The 13,783-nt window shown below is 38.8% G+C and carries 11 protein-coding genes and 4 pseudogenes; 8 read left to right on the top strand and 7 right to left on the bottom strand.

The annotated features are described in order from the left end of the window. Positions 1-17: 17 nt before the first annotated feature. Positions 18-197, bottom strand: a complete 180-nt coding sequence (locus C3Z13_RS12185; protein ID WP_245872547.1) for a ComEA family DNA-binding protein — start codon at positions 195-197, stop codon at positions 18-20. Positions 198-366: 169 nt separating this feature from the next. Then, positions 367-735: a hypothetical protein gene (locus tag C3Z13_RS04380; RefSeq protein ID WP_103855112.1), complete on the bottom strand. Its 369-nt coding sequence runs from the start codon at positions 733-735 to the stop codon at positions 367-369. Positions 736-1,051: 316 nt separating this feature from the next. On the opposite strand from C3Z13_RS04380, the gene C3Z13_RS04375 reads away from it, so the two are divergent. From C3Z13_RS04375 to C3Z13_RS04340, 8 genes and pseudogenes are all read left to right on the top strand, one after another. After that, positions 1,052-2,014 carry a TAXI family TRAP transporter solute-binding subunit gene (locus tag C3Z13_RS04375; RefSeq protein ID WP_103855111.1) on the top strand — a complete coding sequence of 321 codons (963 nt, stop codon included), beginning with the start codon at positions 1,052-1,054 and terminating at the stop codon, positions 2,012-2,014. 98 nt (positions 2,015-2,112) lie between these two features. Then, a pseudogene (locus C3Z13_RS04370) lies at positions 2,113-4,730 on the top strand (TRAP transporter permease). Between the two features lie 92 nt (positions 4,731-4,822). Beyond that, entirely contained in the window at positions 4,823-5,248 is a 426-nt protein-coding gene (locus C3Z13_RS04365) for a universal stress protein (RefSeq protein WP_103855110.1), read from the top strand. 285 nt (positions 5,249-5,533) lie between these two features. Continuing rightward, positions 5,534-6,148 carry a hypothetical protein gene (locus C3Z13_RS04360; RefSeq protein ID WP_146256866.1) on the top strand — a complete coding sequence of 205 codons (615 nt, stop codon included), beginning with the start codon at positions 5,534-5,536 and terminating at the stop codon, positions 6,146-6,148. A 104-nt stretch (positions 6,149-6,252) separates the two neighbouring features. Next, complete coding sequence (locus C3Z13_RS04355) at positions 6,253-6,447, top strand: hypothetical protein (protein WP_103855108.1); 195 nt, start codon at positions 6,253-6,255, stop codon at positions 6,445-6,447. A 73-nt stretch (positions 6,448-6,520) separates the two neighbouring features. Next, positions 6,521-6,976: a HupA family protein gene (locus C3Z13_RS04350; RefSeq protein ID WP_103855107.1), complete on the top strand. Its 456-nt coding sequence runs from the start codon at positions 6,521-6,523 to the stop codon at positions 6,974-6,976. Positions 6,977-7,031: 55 nt separating this feature from the next. Beyond that, complete coding sequence (locus C3Z13_RS04345) at positions 7,032-7,409, top strand: hypothetical protein (protein WP_103855106.1); 378 nt, start codon at positions 7,032-7,034, stop codon at positions 7,407-7,409. Further along, on the top strand, positions 7,372-8,448 hold the full coding sequence (locus tag C3Z13_RS04340) for a surface lipoprotein assembly modifier (RefSeq protein ID WP_103855105.1): 1,077 nt from the start codon (positions 7,372-7,374) through the stop codon (positions 8,446-8,448). Before C3Z13_RS04345 ends, C3Z13_RS04340 begins: the two co-directional genes overlap by 38 nt. A 57-nt stretch (positions 8,449-8,505) precedes the next feature. Here the strand turns inward: C3Z13_RS04340 and C3Z13_RS04335 are convergent, their stop codons facing one another. The 5 genes and pseudogenes from C3Z13_RS04335 to C3Z13_RS11660 form a co-directional block, all read right to left on the bottom strand. Beyond that, a complete protein-coding gene (locus tag C3Z13_RS04335; RefSeq protein ID WP_103855104.1) occupies positions 8,506-9,144 on the bottom strand; it encodes an MBL fold metallo-hydrolase in 639 nt (212 codons plus the stop codon). Between the two features lie 87 nt (positions 9,145-9,231). Next, positions 9,232-9,792 (bottom strand): peptidoglycan L,D-endopeptidase MepK, encoded by a 561-nt coding sequence (gene mepK / locus C3Z13_RS04330; protein ID WP_103855103.1) that lies wholly within the window; start codon positions 9,790-9,792, stop codon positions 9,232-9,234. 115 nt (positions 9,793-9,907) lie between these two features. Then, a pseudogene (locus tag C3Z13_RS04325) lies at positions 9,908-11,405 on the bottom strand (L,D-transpeptidase family protein). A 70-nt stretch (positions 11,406-11,475) separates the two neighbouring features. Beyond that, positions 11,476-13,529, bottom strand: a pseudogene (gene prc / locus C3Z13_RS04320) (carboxy terminal-processing peptidase). Between the two features lie 63 nt (positions 13,530-13,592). Further along, positions 13,593-13,783: pseudogene (locus C3Z13_RS11660) on the bottom strand (RNA chaperone ProQ); the annotation flags it as partial.

Genomic DNA, 13,783 nt, shown 5'->3' with positions numbered 1-13,783 from the left:
GCTTTTTTTGCAAGTTTTTAGAAACTTAAGTAAGGGGCGATTTTTTCGATGGTGGCTTCGCCGATACCTGAGATGTTAGATAATTCTTCAACAGATTTGATTTTGCCTACTTTATTACGATATTCAACAATCGCATTCGCTTTTGCTTCACCGATACCAGAAAGGTTTTGTAAGGTTTTTGCGTCTGCTTTATTGATGTTGATTTTTCACCAACATAAGATTTAGCTTGATCTTTCAAAGATTTTGCTTTTTCTGATGCTTTGTTTTTTGCATTTTCAGCAGCTGATTTGGCGCTGTTTTTAGCTTTGGTTTCAGCAGTTTTTTTGCTGTCTGAGATTTTGTCTTTGGCTTTTGTTACGCTATCTTTCATTGAAGTGGTTTTATCTTCCACGGCTTTTTTGGCAGATTTTGCTTTGCTTTCAACAGTATTTTGCTGTCTGCCATTTTATCTTTGGCTTTTGTTGCGCTCTCTTTCATTGAGGTAGCTTTATCTTCTACTGATTTTTTGGCAGATTTTGCTTTATTTTCTACCGCACTTTTTGTATCAAGCACTTTGTCTTTTGCTTTGCTGGCTTTTTCTGTCACAAGATTTTTACCTTGTTTTACCATGTCTTGTTTCATTGTTTGAGCAGTATCTTTTACTGCGTCAGTTGCAACCGTTTTTTCCGCTGAAAAAGCGGTTGATGATACTGCCATTGCTAAACTTAATGCTAATACAGATTTTAATGCTTTCATTTTAACTCCTTAGGTTAATGAATATTCCCTTGCGGGGGTAATTGGGAATGGTTTCCCGTGAATTCCCCTATTAGTTTCCTTTTTCGTGGAAAAGTTCCTTAAATTTTATTTTTATGGATAAAAATTCGTCAAAACAATACCGCACTAGTGTAAAAAATGATTGCAACAAGAAGCAATCTAGGGTATATCTTGTTCGTCTGTAAAATTTTTGTAAAAACTTTTGTGAAAGTTTTAGGGCAACACAACATCTCTTAGGCATAAGCTTTGTTCTAAAGCGGTTAAGCCTTTCTATAAACTGAAAAGTAAAGGAGTAAAAATGAAAAAATTATTAAAACTCTCTCTTATCGCGGGTGTAGCAGCCACCTCTTTTTCTGTGCAAGCGGAAGATCTGTTTGTTACCATCGGTACAGGTGGTCAAACTGGGGTTTACTATGTGGTTGGGCAATCAATCTGTCAATTAGTGAATCGTGATACCGCAAAAACTCATATTAAATGTAACGCACCTTCAACTGGTGCTTCTGTGGCAAACTTAAATGCAATTGCGGCAGATCAAATGGAAATGGGCATTGCGCAATCAGACTGGCAATATCACGCTTACCACGGTACAAGCTCCTTTGCGGGTAAGAAAAATGATAAATTGCGTGCAGTGTTCTCAATTCACCCAGAACCGTTCACTTTAATGGCGCGTGATGATTCAAATATTAATTCTTTTGATGATTTGAAAGGTAAACGTGTGAATGTGGGCGATCCGGGTTCTGGTACGCGCGCAACAATGAATGTAATTTTGGCCGCGAAAGGTTGGACAGACAAAGAATTTAAAGTGGCGTCTGAATTAAAACCTGCTGAAATGGCATCGGTAATGTGTGATAACAATCTTGATGCGATTACCTATAACGTTGGTCACCCAAATGGTGCGTTGAAAGAAGCAGCGGCTTCTTGTAATGCTCATCTTGTTCCTGTAACAGGTGAAGCGATTGATCGTTTAGTGGCGGCAAATCCTTACTATGCGAAAGCAACTATTCCGGGTGGGTTATATCGTGGTACAGATAATCCAGTAGATACTTTCGGGGTATATGCGACTTTAGTAACATCTTCAGATGTGCCTGATGACAAAGTTTATACGGTAGTTAAAGCGGTATTTGATAACTTTGCTCGCTTTAAACGTTTACACCCTGCGTTCGCCAATCTTAAAGAAGAAGAGATGATTAAAAACGCACTTTCTGCGCCATTACACGAAGGTGCAGTGCGTTACTATAAAGAACGTGGTTGGTTACAATAATCTCATCTTTATTATTTAGGCAGGCTTAGCCCTGCCTTTTTCCGTTTTCATTATTTCAAATTTTTCGGGAGATTTTATGTCCGAATCCACAAAAAAAAATGGATTACGACGATGATCTGCAAGATATGGTCGCCTCCAATGATTCAGGCGGACGAAATCCTACTGGTGCAAGCAGAAAACTGATCGTAATTACCGCGATTTTATGGTCGGTTTTTCAACTTTATTACACCTCTCCTGTGCCATTTTGGCTACAAGAAGCCGTTCGTAATTGGGGGCTAGATATTAATGTGGTGATCGATGACACTAAAGCGCGTTCGATCCACCTTGCCTTTGCATTGTTCTTGGCCTATTTATCGTTCCCTGCTTTTGCAACCTCACCAAAACATCGTATCCCGTTGTTAGATTGGTTTTTTGCCACCCTTGGAGCATTTTTAGGTGCCTATTACATTTTCTTTTATGAAGGTTTAGTCACACGTTTCGGCGCACCCAATACGCAAGATATTATTGCTGGCTGTCTAGGCGTGTTATTGCTGTTAGAAGCCTGTCGCCGTAGCCTTGGCTTGCCTTTGGTGATTATCGCCAGTGTATTTTTGGCTTATAACTACTTCGGGCAATTCCTGCCAACAGATTGGATCATCAGCCACCGTTCAGGTTCACTTTCACAAATGGTGAACCAACAATGGGTAACCACTGAGGGCGTGTTTGGTGTGGCATTAGGGGTTTCCACCAAATATGTGTTCCTTTTTGTATTATTTGGTGCATTGCTTGATAAAGCGGGCGCGGGTAACTATTTCATTAAAACTGCTTTTGCTTATCTTGGACATCTGCGTGGTGGGCCAGCGAAAGCGGCTGTGGTGTCATCAGGCTTAACGGGGCTAATTTCAGGCTCATCTATTGCTAACGTAGTAACCACCGGAACTTTCACCATTCCAATGATGAAACGCGTGGGCTTTTCAGCAGAAAAAGCAGGCGCGGTAGAAGTGGCTTCATCGGTAAATGGACAAATTATGCCACCGGTAATGGGCGCAGCGGCTTTCTTGATGATCGAATATGTCAATATGCCATATAGCCAGCTCATCACCTATGCGGCACTGCCTGCACTGATTTCTTATATTGCATTGGTTTATATCGTGCATTTAGAAGCATTAAAAATGAACTTGCACGGCTTGCCAAGAACCGATCCACCAAATCCGTTTTAGTTACCTTGCTAAAATTGGTCAGCACTATTTTAGTCGTGATCGGCTTAGTAATTGGCGTGGAGTTTGGTTTAGGCTGGTTGAAAACCGTTGCACCGGATCATAGTTTCTTAATCGTTGCGGTGTTATTGGCGCTGATTTATCTCGCCTTAATTCGCCGTGTGGCACAATTCCCTGATTTAGAAATTGATGATCCTAATTCCCCAGTGGTAAAACTGCCGTCCGCCAAACCAACGGTAAATGCAGGCTTGCATTATTTAATTCCTGTTGTGGTGCTAATTTGGTGTTTAATGGTCGAAATGCTTTCACCAGGGCTATCTGCTTTCTGGGGAACAGTTACCTTGATGATCATTTTAGTCACTCAGCATCCGTTACTAAACTTCTTCCGTAACAAACCGATCACGAAAGATCTGTTTAAACAAGGCGTTGATGCCCTTGTTGATGGTTTAGAAACAGGCGCACGTAATATGATCGGGATTGGTATCGCCACTGCAACCGCAGGAATTATTGTCGGTGTTGTTTCACTCACTGGTTTTGGCGTACAGCTCTCTGGCATTATCGAAATGCTCTCAATGGGTAACATCTTGCTTATGCTTATCCTTGTGGCAATATTCAGCTTAATTCTAGGAATGGGCTTGCCAACCACGGCTAACTATATCGTGGTGTCATCTTTAATGGCATTAGTGATTGTAGAAGTGGGTAAACAAAATGGCTTAATCGTACCGCTGATTGCCGTGCATTTATTCGTGTTCTATTTCGGGATTATGGCTGACGTAACCCCACCTGTGGGTCTGGCTTCTTTCGCTGCTGCGGCAGTATCAGGTGGTAGCCCAATCAAAACAGGTTTAGTGGCATTCTTTTACAGCCTAAGAACAGCGATCTTGCCATTCTTGTTCATCTTTAATACGGATCTGTTATTAATTGATGTGGGCTGGGCAAAAGGCATACTGGTCGCGGTGGTATCCACCATTGCCATACTCGCCTTTACTTCCGCCACAATGAATTATTTCATCACGAAGAACAAAGTGTGGGAAACTGTTGCCCTTATTTTTGCGGCATTTATTATTTTCCGCCCTGGTTTCTTTATGGAATATATTTCGCCAACCTCTTATCACATTGAGCCAGTGCATTTGGCACAAGAGTTGGAAAAAGTGCCAGTTGATGAAAAAATTACCGTCAAAGTGGCCGGCACCAATCCTTATGGAAAACAAATTGAGTTCTATTCTGAACTCAGCGTGCCAGAAGGAAAAACCGGTGAAGAGCGCCTAAATAAACTCGGCTTAACCTTGCTCAATACAGGCGAAAGCATTGAAATTGATGGCAAAGCGACACCAAAAGTCATTATTGATATGGTTGAAATTGATTCCCCTGCCGCCAAAGCAGGCTTAAATTGGGATCAAACCCTACTCGATATTTCTTTACCAAAAGTGGCTACTGCCAAAGAATGGATGTTCATTCCAGGCTTATTGATTATTCTCCTTGTTGGATTTAATCAACGCCGTAGAGCAAAAAAACAATAAAAAAATTGACCGCACTTAACGCATTCAAGTGCGGTCAAAATTTATGAAATTTTCCAAATGTTGAAAGCACAACAAGATAAAAGGATCTTATTATGTACAACAAACTGCTTATTGCCATTGATCTCAGCAATCTGAAAAGCGCAAAATATGTAGTGGACACCGCCCTTCAGCTCACCAACCACAATCCTAACGCGATTTACCGTGTCGCTACCATTATCGAACCCATTGACGACAGCTTTATCTCCGCATTCTTACCAAAAAACTTTGACAAATCTGTCATTGAAGAAGCCAACAAAACCCTACACGATTTCACCAAAGCCCACTTCCCAGAAGGCACAAAAGTACAACATATTGTCGCCCACGGCACAATTTATGAAGAAATCAACCGCATTGCCGATGAAAAAGAAGTGGATCTCATTATTATGCTCGCCAGCAGCAAACCAAACGCCAAAGGCTTAAGCAGCAACACAGTAAAAGTGGCACGCTATGGCAAAAAACCAATTTTGGTTTTGAAATAAACTCAACTCAATCAAGAAAGCGGAGTTATTTCCGCTTTTTTCTTTCTATAAAAGTGCGGTTGTTTTTTGCCAAATTTTTCCCTTCTTCTTTTTTACTTAAATCTTAATAAAGATCAAATTTTTCGCTAAAAGATCGCTAACCTCTTGTTTTTTTTTTTTAAACTAAGAAAGTTTTGCTGTTTTTTAGAAAAAAATCCTGTTTTTCCTAAAAATAAACTCCCTTATTTAACTTAACAATCTTTTATAGAGGAATTTTTTATGCAACCTAAATTTAAAACAACGGCATTGGCATTATTAATTTCATTAGGTGTGGTGGCTTGTGGGTCATCTAGTGGTGGTTCAAGTTCATCAGAAGATACCGCACAAAACCAATCCCCTACAACTCAAGAAAAAACTATTGAAAATTTACAGCAAACGATAAAGAAATATCAGGAACAAATTAATGAAATTTCAGAAAAACAAAAACAACTAGAAGCGGAAAAAGAGAAATTTAGTCAAACAAATGAGAATATTAACCAACTTTCTCAACAAGAAACCTTAGCCAAAGAAAAGCTGCAACAAGCCGAAAAGCAACTTTCCCTTGCCAATAGTCAGAAAGAAAAATTAGAGAAAGAGTTACAAGCGACTGAAAAATCGCTAAATAAACTGAAAGAGCGATCTGTTATTGATCAAAATAGATTGCAAGAATTATCTCTAAAACTGACAGAAGTTCAAAATCAATTGAAAAATGCTCAGGCTGATGCCGACTATGCCAATATGCTCCTTGAGTCAGCCAATAACGAGTTACAAAATGTTTATGAACACCGTAATCAATTAGAACAAGAACGCAATGAAGCAGAACAAAAAGTCAACGAAAAGAACAAGAAATTTCTCATCTCAAAAATGAAAACCGACATTTAGAAGCGCAATATAACCAACTCACTAAAGGTTTTTCTCTCACTAATTCTGAACTTGAGCAAAAAGAACAAGCACGAAAAACTCGTGAGGAAGAAAATGGAAGATTTGTGGATAAACGTGTAATTGCAACAGATAGCTCATATTATTATGGCACGCAACCACAAGATAATAAGGTTTATGGCAATATCACGGCAGATGGTACTCGCAGTGAAAATATTACGAGTTATGTAGAAATGACTCAAGATTATACAACTAACTATCAACCAGAACTCAATGTTTATAAAATTATAACTATAATTTAGAAGATTCGGGTTATTCTATTACTTATAAAATGGAGAATTACACCAAATTGCTTATGGCGGTAATCCAACGCGGATGACAGCCCTAGATCATTTGCAAAGAATACCTGGTGTAGCAACTTATACTGGAAAGACATTAATTGCTCCTAGGTATAATAATCAACCTAGTGAAGGCACTTTCACTCTCACTGCTGATTTTATTAATCAACAAGTAAATGGGAAAAGCATCATAAATGATGAAGCTAGTAATCCTTCCTGGACTTATACACAAGATAGAAATATTTATTTAGAAAATACCAAGATCACTACAAATAATGGTATTTTAGAGTTCACTGGTAATGCACATTTCACTGATAATGCACCGAATTATTCTAGTAATACTTATGAATTACAAGATGTTAAATATACGGGCAACTATGAAGGAAAATTTATGGGCAAAAATGCGGCACAAGTAGCTGGAAAAGTTAAAATCGTAGATCACAATCACTCAGCATATCCAACGATAAACGCCGTATTCACTGGCGAACGTTAATCTCAATCAAGCCACTGCTTGCAGTGGCTTTTCCTTTACTTTCGAGTTTCTCACCATGAAAAAACTATTTTTAATTAGCTTATTACCTTTTTCAATTTTAGCCGAAAATACTTTTCAGCCAGAACAACATCAATATGTTGCGCAACCTGAAAAGCCAGTAAAATCAATGCCATTTATTCAGCCAACAAAATCTGAAAAAATTAAAGTGCCAATTGAACAAATTAAACAAGATAAAAACCTGGCAGAATATTTATTAAATTTAGCGATATTGCAACAAATAATGCTTCAATCGGAAACCTTGCTACCTATTTATCAGCAATTTGAACAAAAGATGATATTTAGTTTTATTCGCCCAAGGCGTTTCAGAAAAATTACAACAGCATTATGCAACGGCTATTTCTTATTTTCGTCAAATTCTTGCCATAAATCCTGATTTAAACCCTGTAAGAATTGAACTTGCAACAACCCTATTTGCCGATCAGCAATTAACTGCTGCCAAAGAACAATTTGAGAAAGCCAAAGCTGAACCAAACTTACCAGCGAATATTGTACATTTACTTGACCAGTATTTGAATGCAATTGAACAACATTCTGACTGGCAAAGTAACTTGAGTTTCAATTATTTGCGCGATCCTAATGTTAATAATACATCTCACACTCAAGAAATAGAAAATACAGGTTTTATAAAATCAAAAGAAATGTTACCGCAATCTGCGCACGGCATCGCTTATCGCTTTAATCTTTCTAAAGAATATAATTTATTTTCCAATCATTATGTTTATATTGAAAATACATTATGGGGAAAATATTATTGGGATAATAAAGATTATAACGATATTTTAAACCGCACTTATTTAGGCTATATGAATAAAAGTGCGGTGCAAAATTGGAAAATTTTGCCTTTTTATGGTCGCCGCTGGGTAGGGAAGCACCGCTATCAATGGGAACAGGGATTGCGCGCTGAACTTTCTCGTTGGCTTTCTCCAAATTGGCATATTTCTACGGCACTTGAATATAGTAAGCAACGTTATTTTTCACAACCCGGCTCAAATGGTTTTAATCAGCTTGCTTCTATTACGGCATTATGGCTGCGCAATGCTCGCCAATATTTTTATACGGGTATTGATTTTAATCGTGAAAAGACGCGGGTTCGTCAATATAGTTCAGACATAAAAACGCTGCGCTTAGGCTGGGGGCAAGAATGGGGAAAAGGTATCTCTTCGCGCTTATCTTTTTCTTTTGCGAAACGCCAATACAAAGCGGAAGCCAAATTAGGTGGCATATTGCCCTTAGGGAAAATACGCTCTGATAAAATTTACCAAGCCCAATTAATGCTATGGAAGCGAGATTGGCATTTATGGGGAATTACCCCTAAATTACAATTAAGTTGGAAGAAACAAGTAAGTAATATTCCTTCTATGTATTCCTACCAAAGTAAAAATATTAATCTGTTGTTCGATAAGAGTTTCTGATATTGATACAAAAATTTAGGCATTCTTTAATGCCTAAATTTTTTTGCTTTAATAAAGCTACATTCCCTGCAAAAACGGATTGCTTTTCTTTTCCTTGCCAATGGTCGTGTAATTTCCGTGACCCGCAATGACGATCATTTCGTCAGGTAACGGATAAAGTTTTTCTTTAATTGAGTTCAGCAAGGTTTGATGATCGCCGCCGGGGAAATCTGTGCGTCCAATGCTGTTTTGAAAGAGTACATCACCAGTAAATGCAATGCTTTTGTTATGTTCAATAAAGCCGATATGCCCCGGTGTATGTCCCAGTAAATGTAACACTTCAAAATTAAAATCGCCCACCTTAATGACTTCCCCTTCTTCATTTAACCAGCGATCAGGCAAAAAGGCATTGGTTTCAAATAGCATTTCAAAGCGTTCTGCCTGTTGCGGTAAGCCTTCAAACCAATAGCGATCCGCTTCGTGCGAACCCCAAATTTCTATCTTAAAGTGATTTTTCAGCTTTTCTGCTGCACTGATATGATCTAAATGTCCGTGAGTGAGCAAAATTAATTTTAAATTTAAGCCTAATTCTTCAATGCGTTTAATTAGCTTTTCTGCCTCACCACCTGGGTCAATAATAGCGGCATTTTTTTCATCGTCCCAAATGATTGAACAATTTTGTTGGAACGCCGTAACAGGAATAATCTCAATATTCATTTTTTGTCCTTTATTGATATTTCTTTGAAATTAAAAGAATAAAACCGCAAATTTGCTTGCGGTTTTATATATTTGAAATGCGGATAATCAGCTTCCACGCCAAGTACGAACAGGGCCAGTATCAATATGCACGAAATTACTTCTTGGGTAATACCCTACACCGCCATTATTTAGGCTTTCCGCCGCACGTTTTACACTCGCCAATGGCACGCCATCAATCCGGAAATCAATCGCTTGCCCACGAATATGGTAGCTATTACTCGCTACGCCACGGCTTTTTCTACGCATTGCCGCATTACTTGTTGGTGAGCGATAACCACAAATAATTTGGATTTCAGTATTGCGTAAGCCTAAAGTACGCTGAATTTGATAAAACTTGGCAAATAATCTAGGATCCATTCGATGAATTTGGTTATTACGTTTATCACGCAATAAATAATCCAACTTTCTCAAACTTGCCGCAGAAAATCCTTTTGTAGGGTTAAATTCTCCTGCAAAACGATCGCCAGTATTGATATTTCTAAAGCTTAGAATGCGTGGTTTCGGCGTTGAAACCATTGCTAATACTGTATTAGGTAATAAGGATACCCCCAATACAATTCCACCAAGGGAAAGCCATTTACGGCGCTGCTGATTAATCTCGCTCATAGTAATAATTCTTTACTCTAAATTTACAATTCTTTACTTTCGACTACGCACGTTCTAATTAGTTCATAAAAAGTAAAAAATTTAAAATAGTAATCACTTTTCAATGTGTTAGGCATTACATCAAATATTTTTTCACCGCATTCCAGTTTACATAGCTTAAATTCGGTGCTGAATCATAGCCATAAATATCTGGCAAGGTGTGTAATTTTCCACCGTCCATCCAAGCGGTTACATAATAAAGATAAACCGGATTATCCGACCCCACATTCGCAGAAGTGGTTTTTTTGCTGCCTAACACTTTACGCTTGCGTTCATCAGACCAACCGACTTCTTTGAGCAAAATGCTTGCTAACTGATCGGATTGCTCCACACGAATACAACCAGAACTCAATGCGCGGTCTTTCTTGTTAAACAAACTGTGGTTTGGTGTATCGTGCAAGTAAATGGCATCAGCACTTGGCATATTAAATTTATAATTACCTAAAGCACTATCCCCGGCGCTTGACGGATACGATAAGGGAATTTGCTGCCAATCGCCGCCCAGTTAATGGAATGTGGATCAATGGTGCGCCCTGAACCGTCTGTAATGGTATAACCATTGCGTGCCACATAACTTGGATCACGTTTAATTTTGGTACTAAATCTTCATTGATTAAACGTGGCGTTGGCGTCCAAGGTGGATTAACCACAACATTACTTAATTTGCTATACATCACAGGGGTTTTGCGCGCTTGTTTTCCCACGATAACGCGTGAATTCATTACCAGTTTGCCATTACGATAATAATTAAGCTGATAACTTGGAATATTCACAAAAAGCCCGTTTATAAACTCAGGCAAAATTCTTAAACGTTGCGTGTTGATCGCCAATTTATAGATCTGGTTACGATCCATTTTTCCTGAAGAAATTAAGGCTTCTAGCTGATATAAAGTTTGGCGATATAAATTATTTTTACCCGCAAGTTGTGCAACAAATTCAAAATTTTGATTATTTTTCACCGCACTTAACCAGCGCTGAATTTCTTGCTCTGAGGGTTCTGCACTTTTATAAGCAGTTGGAGAATATAACCATTTCTGCGCAGATTTCAGCGCATTTTGTGAATAGTAAAGATAATCAAGGAATGCGTCAGTAAGCAAAATATCATAAATCAAACGATCTTTGCCCTCAGCATTATAGATACGATCTAAATTTTGTGCTGACTGGCGAGAAATACCACTCGCCACCAATGCTGCATATTCGCGTAAAAATTGTTTCTCGGCTTTTTTATCTTCCCACAGCAACACATAATCATTTTGCGTATAAATTTTGGCTACCGCCGATTTAAACATCAACGGCTGCGTGCCAATAATATCTGTTAAGCGCTGTTCTGAACGCTGTTGCTGTTCTGCATTGAGGCGATCTTCCTCCACTTTACGTTCTGTTGCGATTTTCTCAGCAATCGCTTTTCGTTCGAGTAAAAGCTGTTCATTCGTCAGTTTTACCATTGCCGGCGTTGAGGATTGCCCTGCATTCAACACTGGTGCGGTGTTTGCCGCAATAGCTGTTCCCACATAAGCACAAGACGTCAATAAAGCCGCGCGTGTAGCTAACTTAAATGAAGTCGTTTTTAACATTCTAGAGTCCTTAAATATAAAAATCACAATAAAAAGCACCGCACTTATTAAAGTGCGGTCAGAAATTTAGTTATTTTTTCGGTGTTACTTCTGCACCCGAAAGATGATGTTTTTCATCAAAATTAATGAGATCCACCGCCATTTTTTCTGCCTCTTTTAAGTAGAAATCAGGGGCTTCATAATCTTTCGGTAAATCATCAAGTTTCTTCAATGGTTTTTTACCTTCTCGTTTAAAGCGCGCATTCAAATCTTTCAAGCGTTTTGCGTCATCTTTATCATTCTCTGCTTTGCGTTTTGCAAAATTCAATGATAAATATTTACGCTCACGGCGCTCATCTAACACTTTAAGATCTTCATTAAGCGCAATAAATTCAGGATCTTTCGCCATTCGAGCAATATGCGGAGCTTCCAGTGCATTAATTGCTTCTCTTGATTTCCCAGCCTCAGAATAAGGAGCTGGTGGCAATTTATCCCAAGGCAACGCATTATCTTCGTTTTCTTCCCCATATTCTTTCAAGTCAATCAATGATGGGAACGTAATATCTGGCGCAACCCCTTTCAACTGGGTGCTTCCGCCATTAATACGATAGAATTTTTGAATGGTATATTGAATTAGCCCCATTGGGGTTTCTTCTGAATCAAACACAAAATTCAATGGACGGCTTTGTTGAACAGTTCCTTTACCAAAGGTATTCTGTCCAATAATAATCGCTCGGTTATAATCTTGCATTGCTGCTGCAAAAATTTCAGACGCAGAAGCACTAAAGCGATTGAGCATCACTAAGAGTGGCCCTGCATAATCTTGAGTGTTATCCGGATCTTCGTGAATACGAATGCGTTGATAAGCATCTCTCACCTGAACCACTGGCCCATCGGTAATAAATAAGCCAGTTAATTCAACCACTTCTTTTAACGAACCACCGCCATTCTCACGCAAATCAATAATCAAGGCTTGTGCATTTTTCTGCTTCATTTCTGCAAGCAGTTTTTTCACATCTTCCGCTAAACCAAGATAAAAACTTGGAATTTTAATCACGGCAATTTGCTTGCCATCAACCTTTTCCACGGTTAATTTCGCCGCCTGATCTTCCAAGCGAATTTTATCTCGAATAAGGGTAACAATGCGGGATTTTCCGCCTTTTTCTGGCTCAATTTCTAAACGAACTTTCGTGCCTTTTTTCCCTTTGATCTTGTCGATCACGTCATCTAAACGCCAACCAACAACATCTTCAATTTCACCTTTTGCCTGACCGACACCAACAATTTTATCACCCGGCTTAATTTTTTACTGCGATCAGCCGGCGCACCAGCCACTAGTGAGCGGATAATGGTTTCCCCATCTTCCGATTGCAAGGTTGCCCCAATGCCTTCTAATGAAAGGTTCATACTTTCATTAAAACTTTTTGCACTTCTTGGCGCAAGATAACTTGTGTGTGGATCGATTTCACGCGCAAAAGCATTCAAATACACTTGTACAATATCATCAGCTTTAGTTTGCGTTAAACGGCGGATTGCCAAATCATAGCGTTTCGTTAAGGTTTTCTTAATTTCACGCCAATTCTTACCTTTGAGCTTCAAATTGATGATGTCATTTTTAACACGCTGCGCCCAAAGCTCATTGGCTTCTTCTTCCGTTTTTGGCCAAGCAGCATCTTTGCGTTCAATTTCAATTTGTGCATCTGTGGTTAAACTTGGCTCTTTGTCTAAAAGCGATAAAGCATATTTATAGCGTTCATAACGGCGTTTCATCATTAGATCGTAGATCGCAAACGCCATATCTAACTTACCTTGGTTAAGCTGATCATCAAGCTTATCACCATATTTAGCTCGCATTTCAGCGACATCTGAAGCTAAAAAGGTATTGCGGTTAAAATCTAAATTTTTTAAGTAGCGATCAAAAATCTTTTGCGAAAAATCATCATCTAACTGAAATTTACGATAATGAGATTGGGTTAAACGCGTTGCAACACGCTTTGTTACCAACTGGTTCGTTTCAGTTGGCTCAGGAATGACAATATCTGTTGCCTTCAATTTAGGTGCAACAGCAACGGCAAGATCCGCATTAACAAATAAGGCACTTAGCACCAAACTGGCTAAGTAGCCTTTTCTTTTATTAAACTTCATTCAAATGTCCTAATCAAAGTAAATATCACGATGATGACTTCTTACTTAACGAAATAATGAGAATTATGCAAATAAACGCTCTGCGGTAACGGACATTGTTAAGCCATTTTCTAACTCAACACGCACATTGTCTTTTACCACTTCCAAAACTACCGCACGCTTTGTGCTATTCCCAGCTTTTACTTTCACCACATCACCTTGTGCTAAGGTTGTAACATCTACCGCAACAAGATTAGGTTTATTTTGTGGTTTTT

This window comes from Avibacterium endocarditidis (assembly GCF_002921145.1).
Taxonomy (GTDB): Bacteria; Pseudomonadota; Gammaproteobacteria; order Enterobacterales; family Pasteurellaceae; genus Avibacterium; species Avibacterium endocarditidis.
Note: the sequence above shows the minus strand (reverse complement) of the source record. Positions and strands in the feature narration are given on the sequence as shown.

Bases quoted from the DNA above. Each gene is read 5' to 3' on its own strand.
- C3Z13_RS04380 (WP_103855112.1), bottom strand. From the start codon at position 735: ATGAAAGCATTAAAATCTGTATTAGCATTAAGTTTAGCAATGGCAGTA.
- C3Z13_RS04375 (WP_103855111.1), top strand. From the start codon at position 1,052: ATGAAAAAATTATTAAAACTCTCTCTTATCGCGGGTGTAGCAGCCACC.
- C3Z13_RS04365 (WP_103855110.1), top strand. From the start codon at position 4,823: ATGTACAACAAACTGCTTATTGCCATTGATCTCAGCAATCTGAAAAGC.
- C3Z13_RS04350 (WP_103855107.1), top strand. From the start codon at position 6,521: ATGACAGCCCTAGATCATTTGCAAAGAATACCTGGTGTAGCAACTTAT.
- C3Z13_RS04345 (WP_103855106.1), top strand. From the start codon at position 7,032: ATGAAAAAACTATTTTTAATTAGCTTATTACCTTTTTCAATTTTAGCC.
- C3Z13_RS04335 (WP_103855104.1), bottom strand. From the start codon at position 9,144: ATGAATATTGAGATTATTCCTGTTACGGCGTTCCAACAAAATTGTTCA.
- mepK (WP_103855103.1), bottom strand. From the start codon at position 9,792: ATGAGCGAGATTAATCAGCAGCGCCGTAAATGGCTTTCCCTTGGTGGA.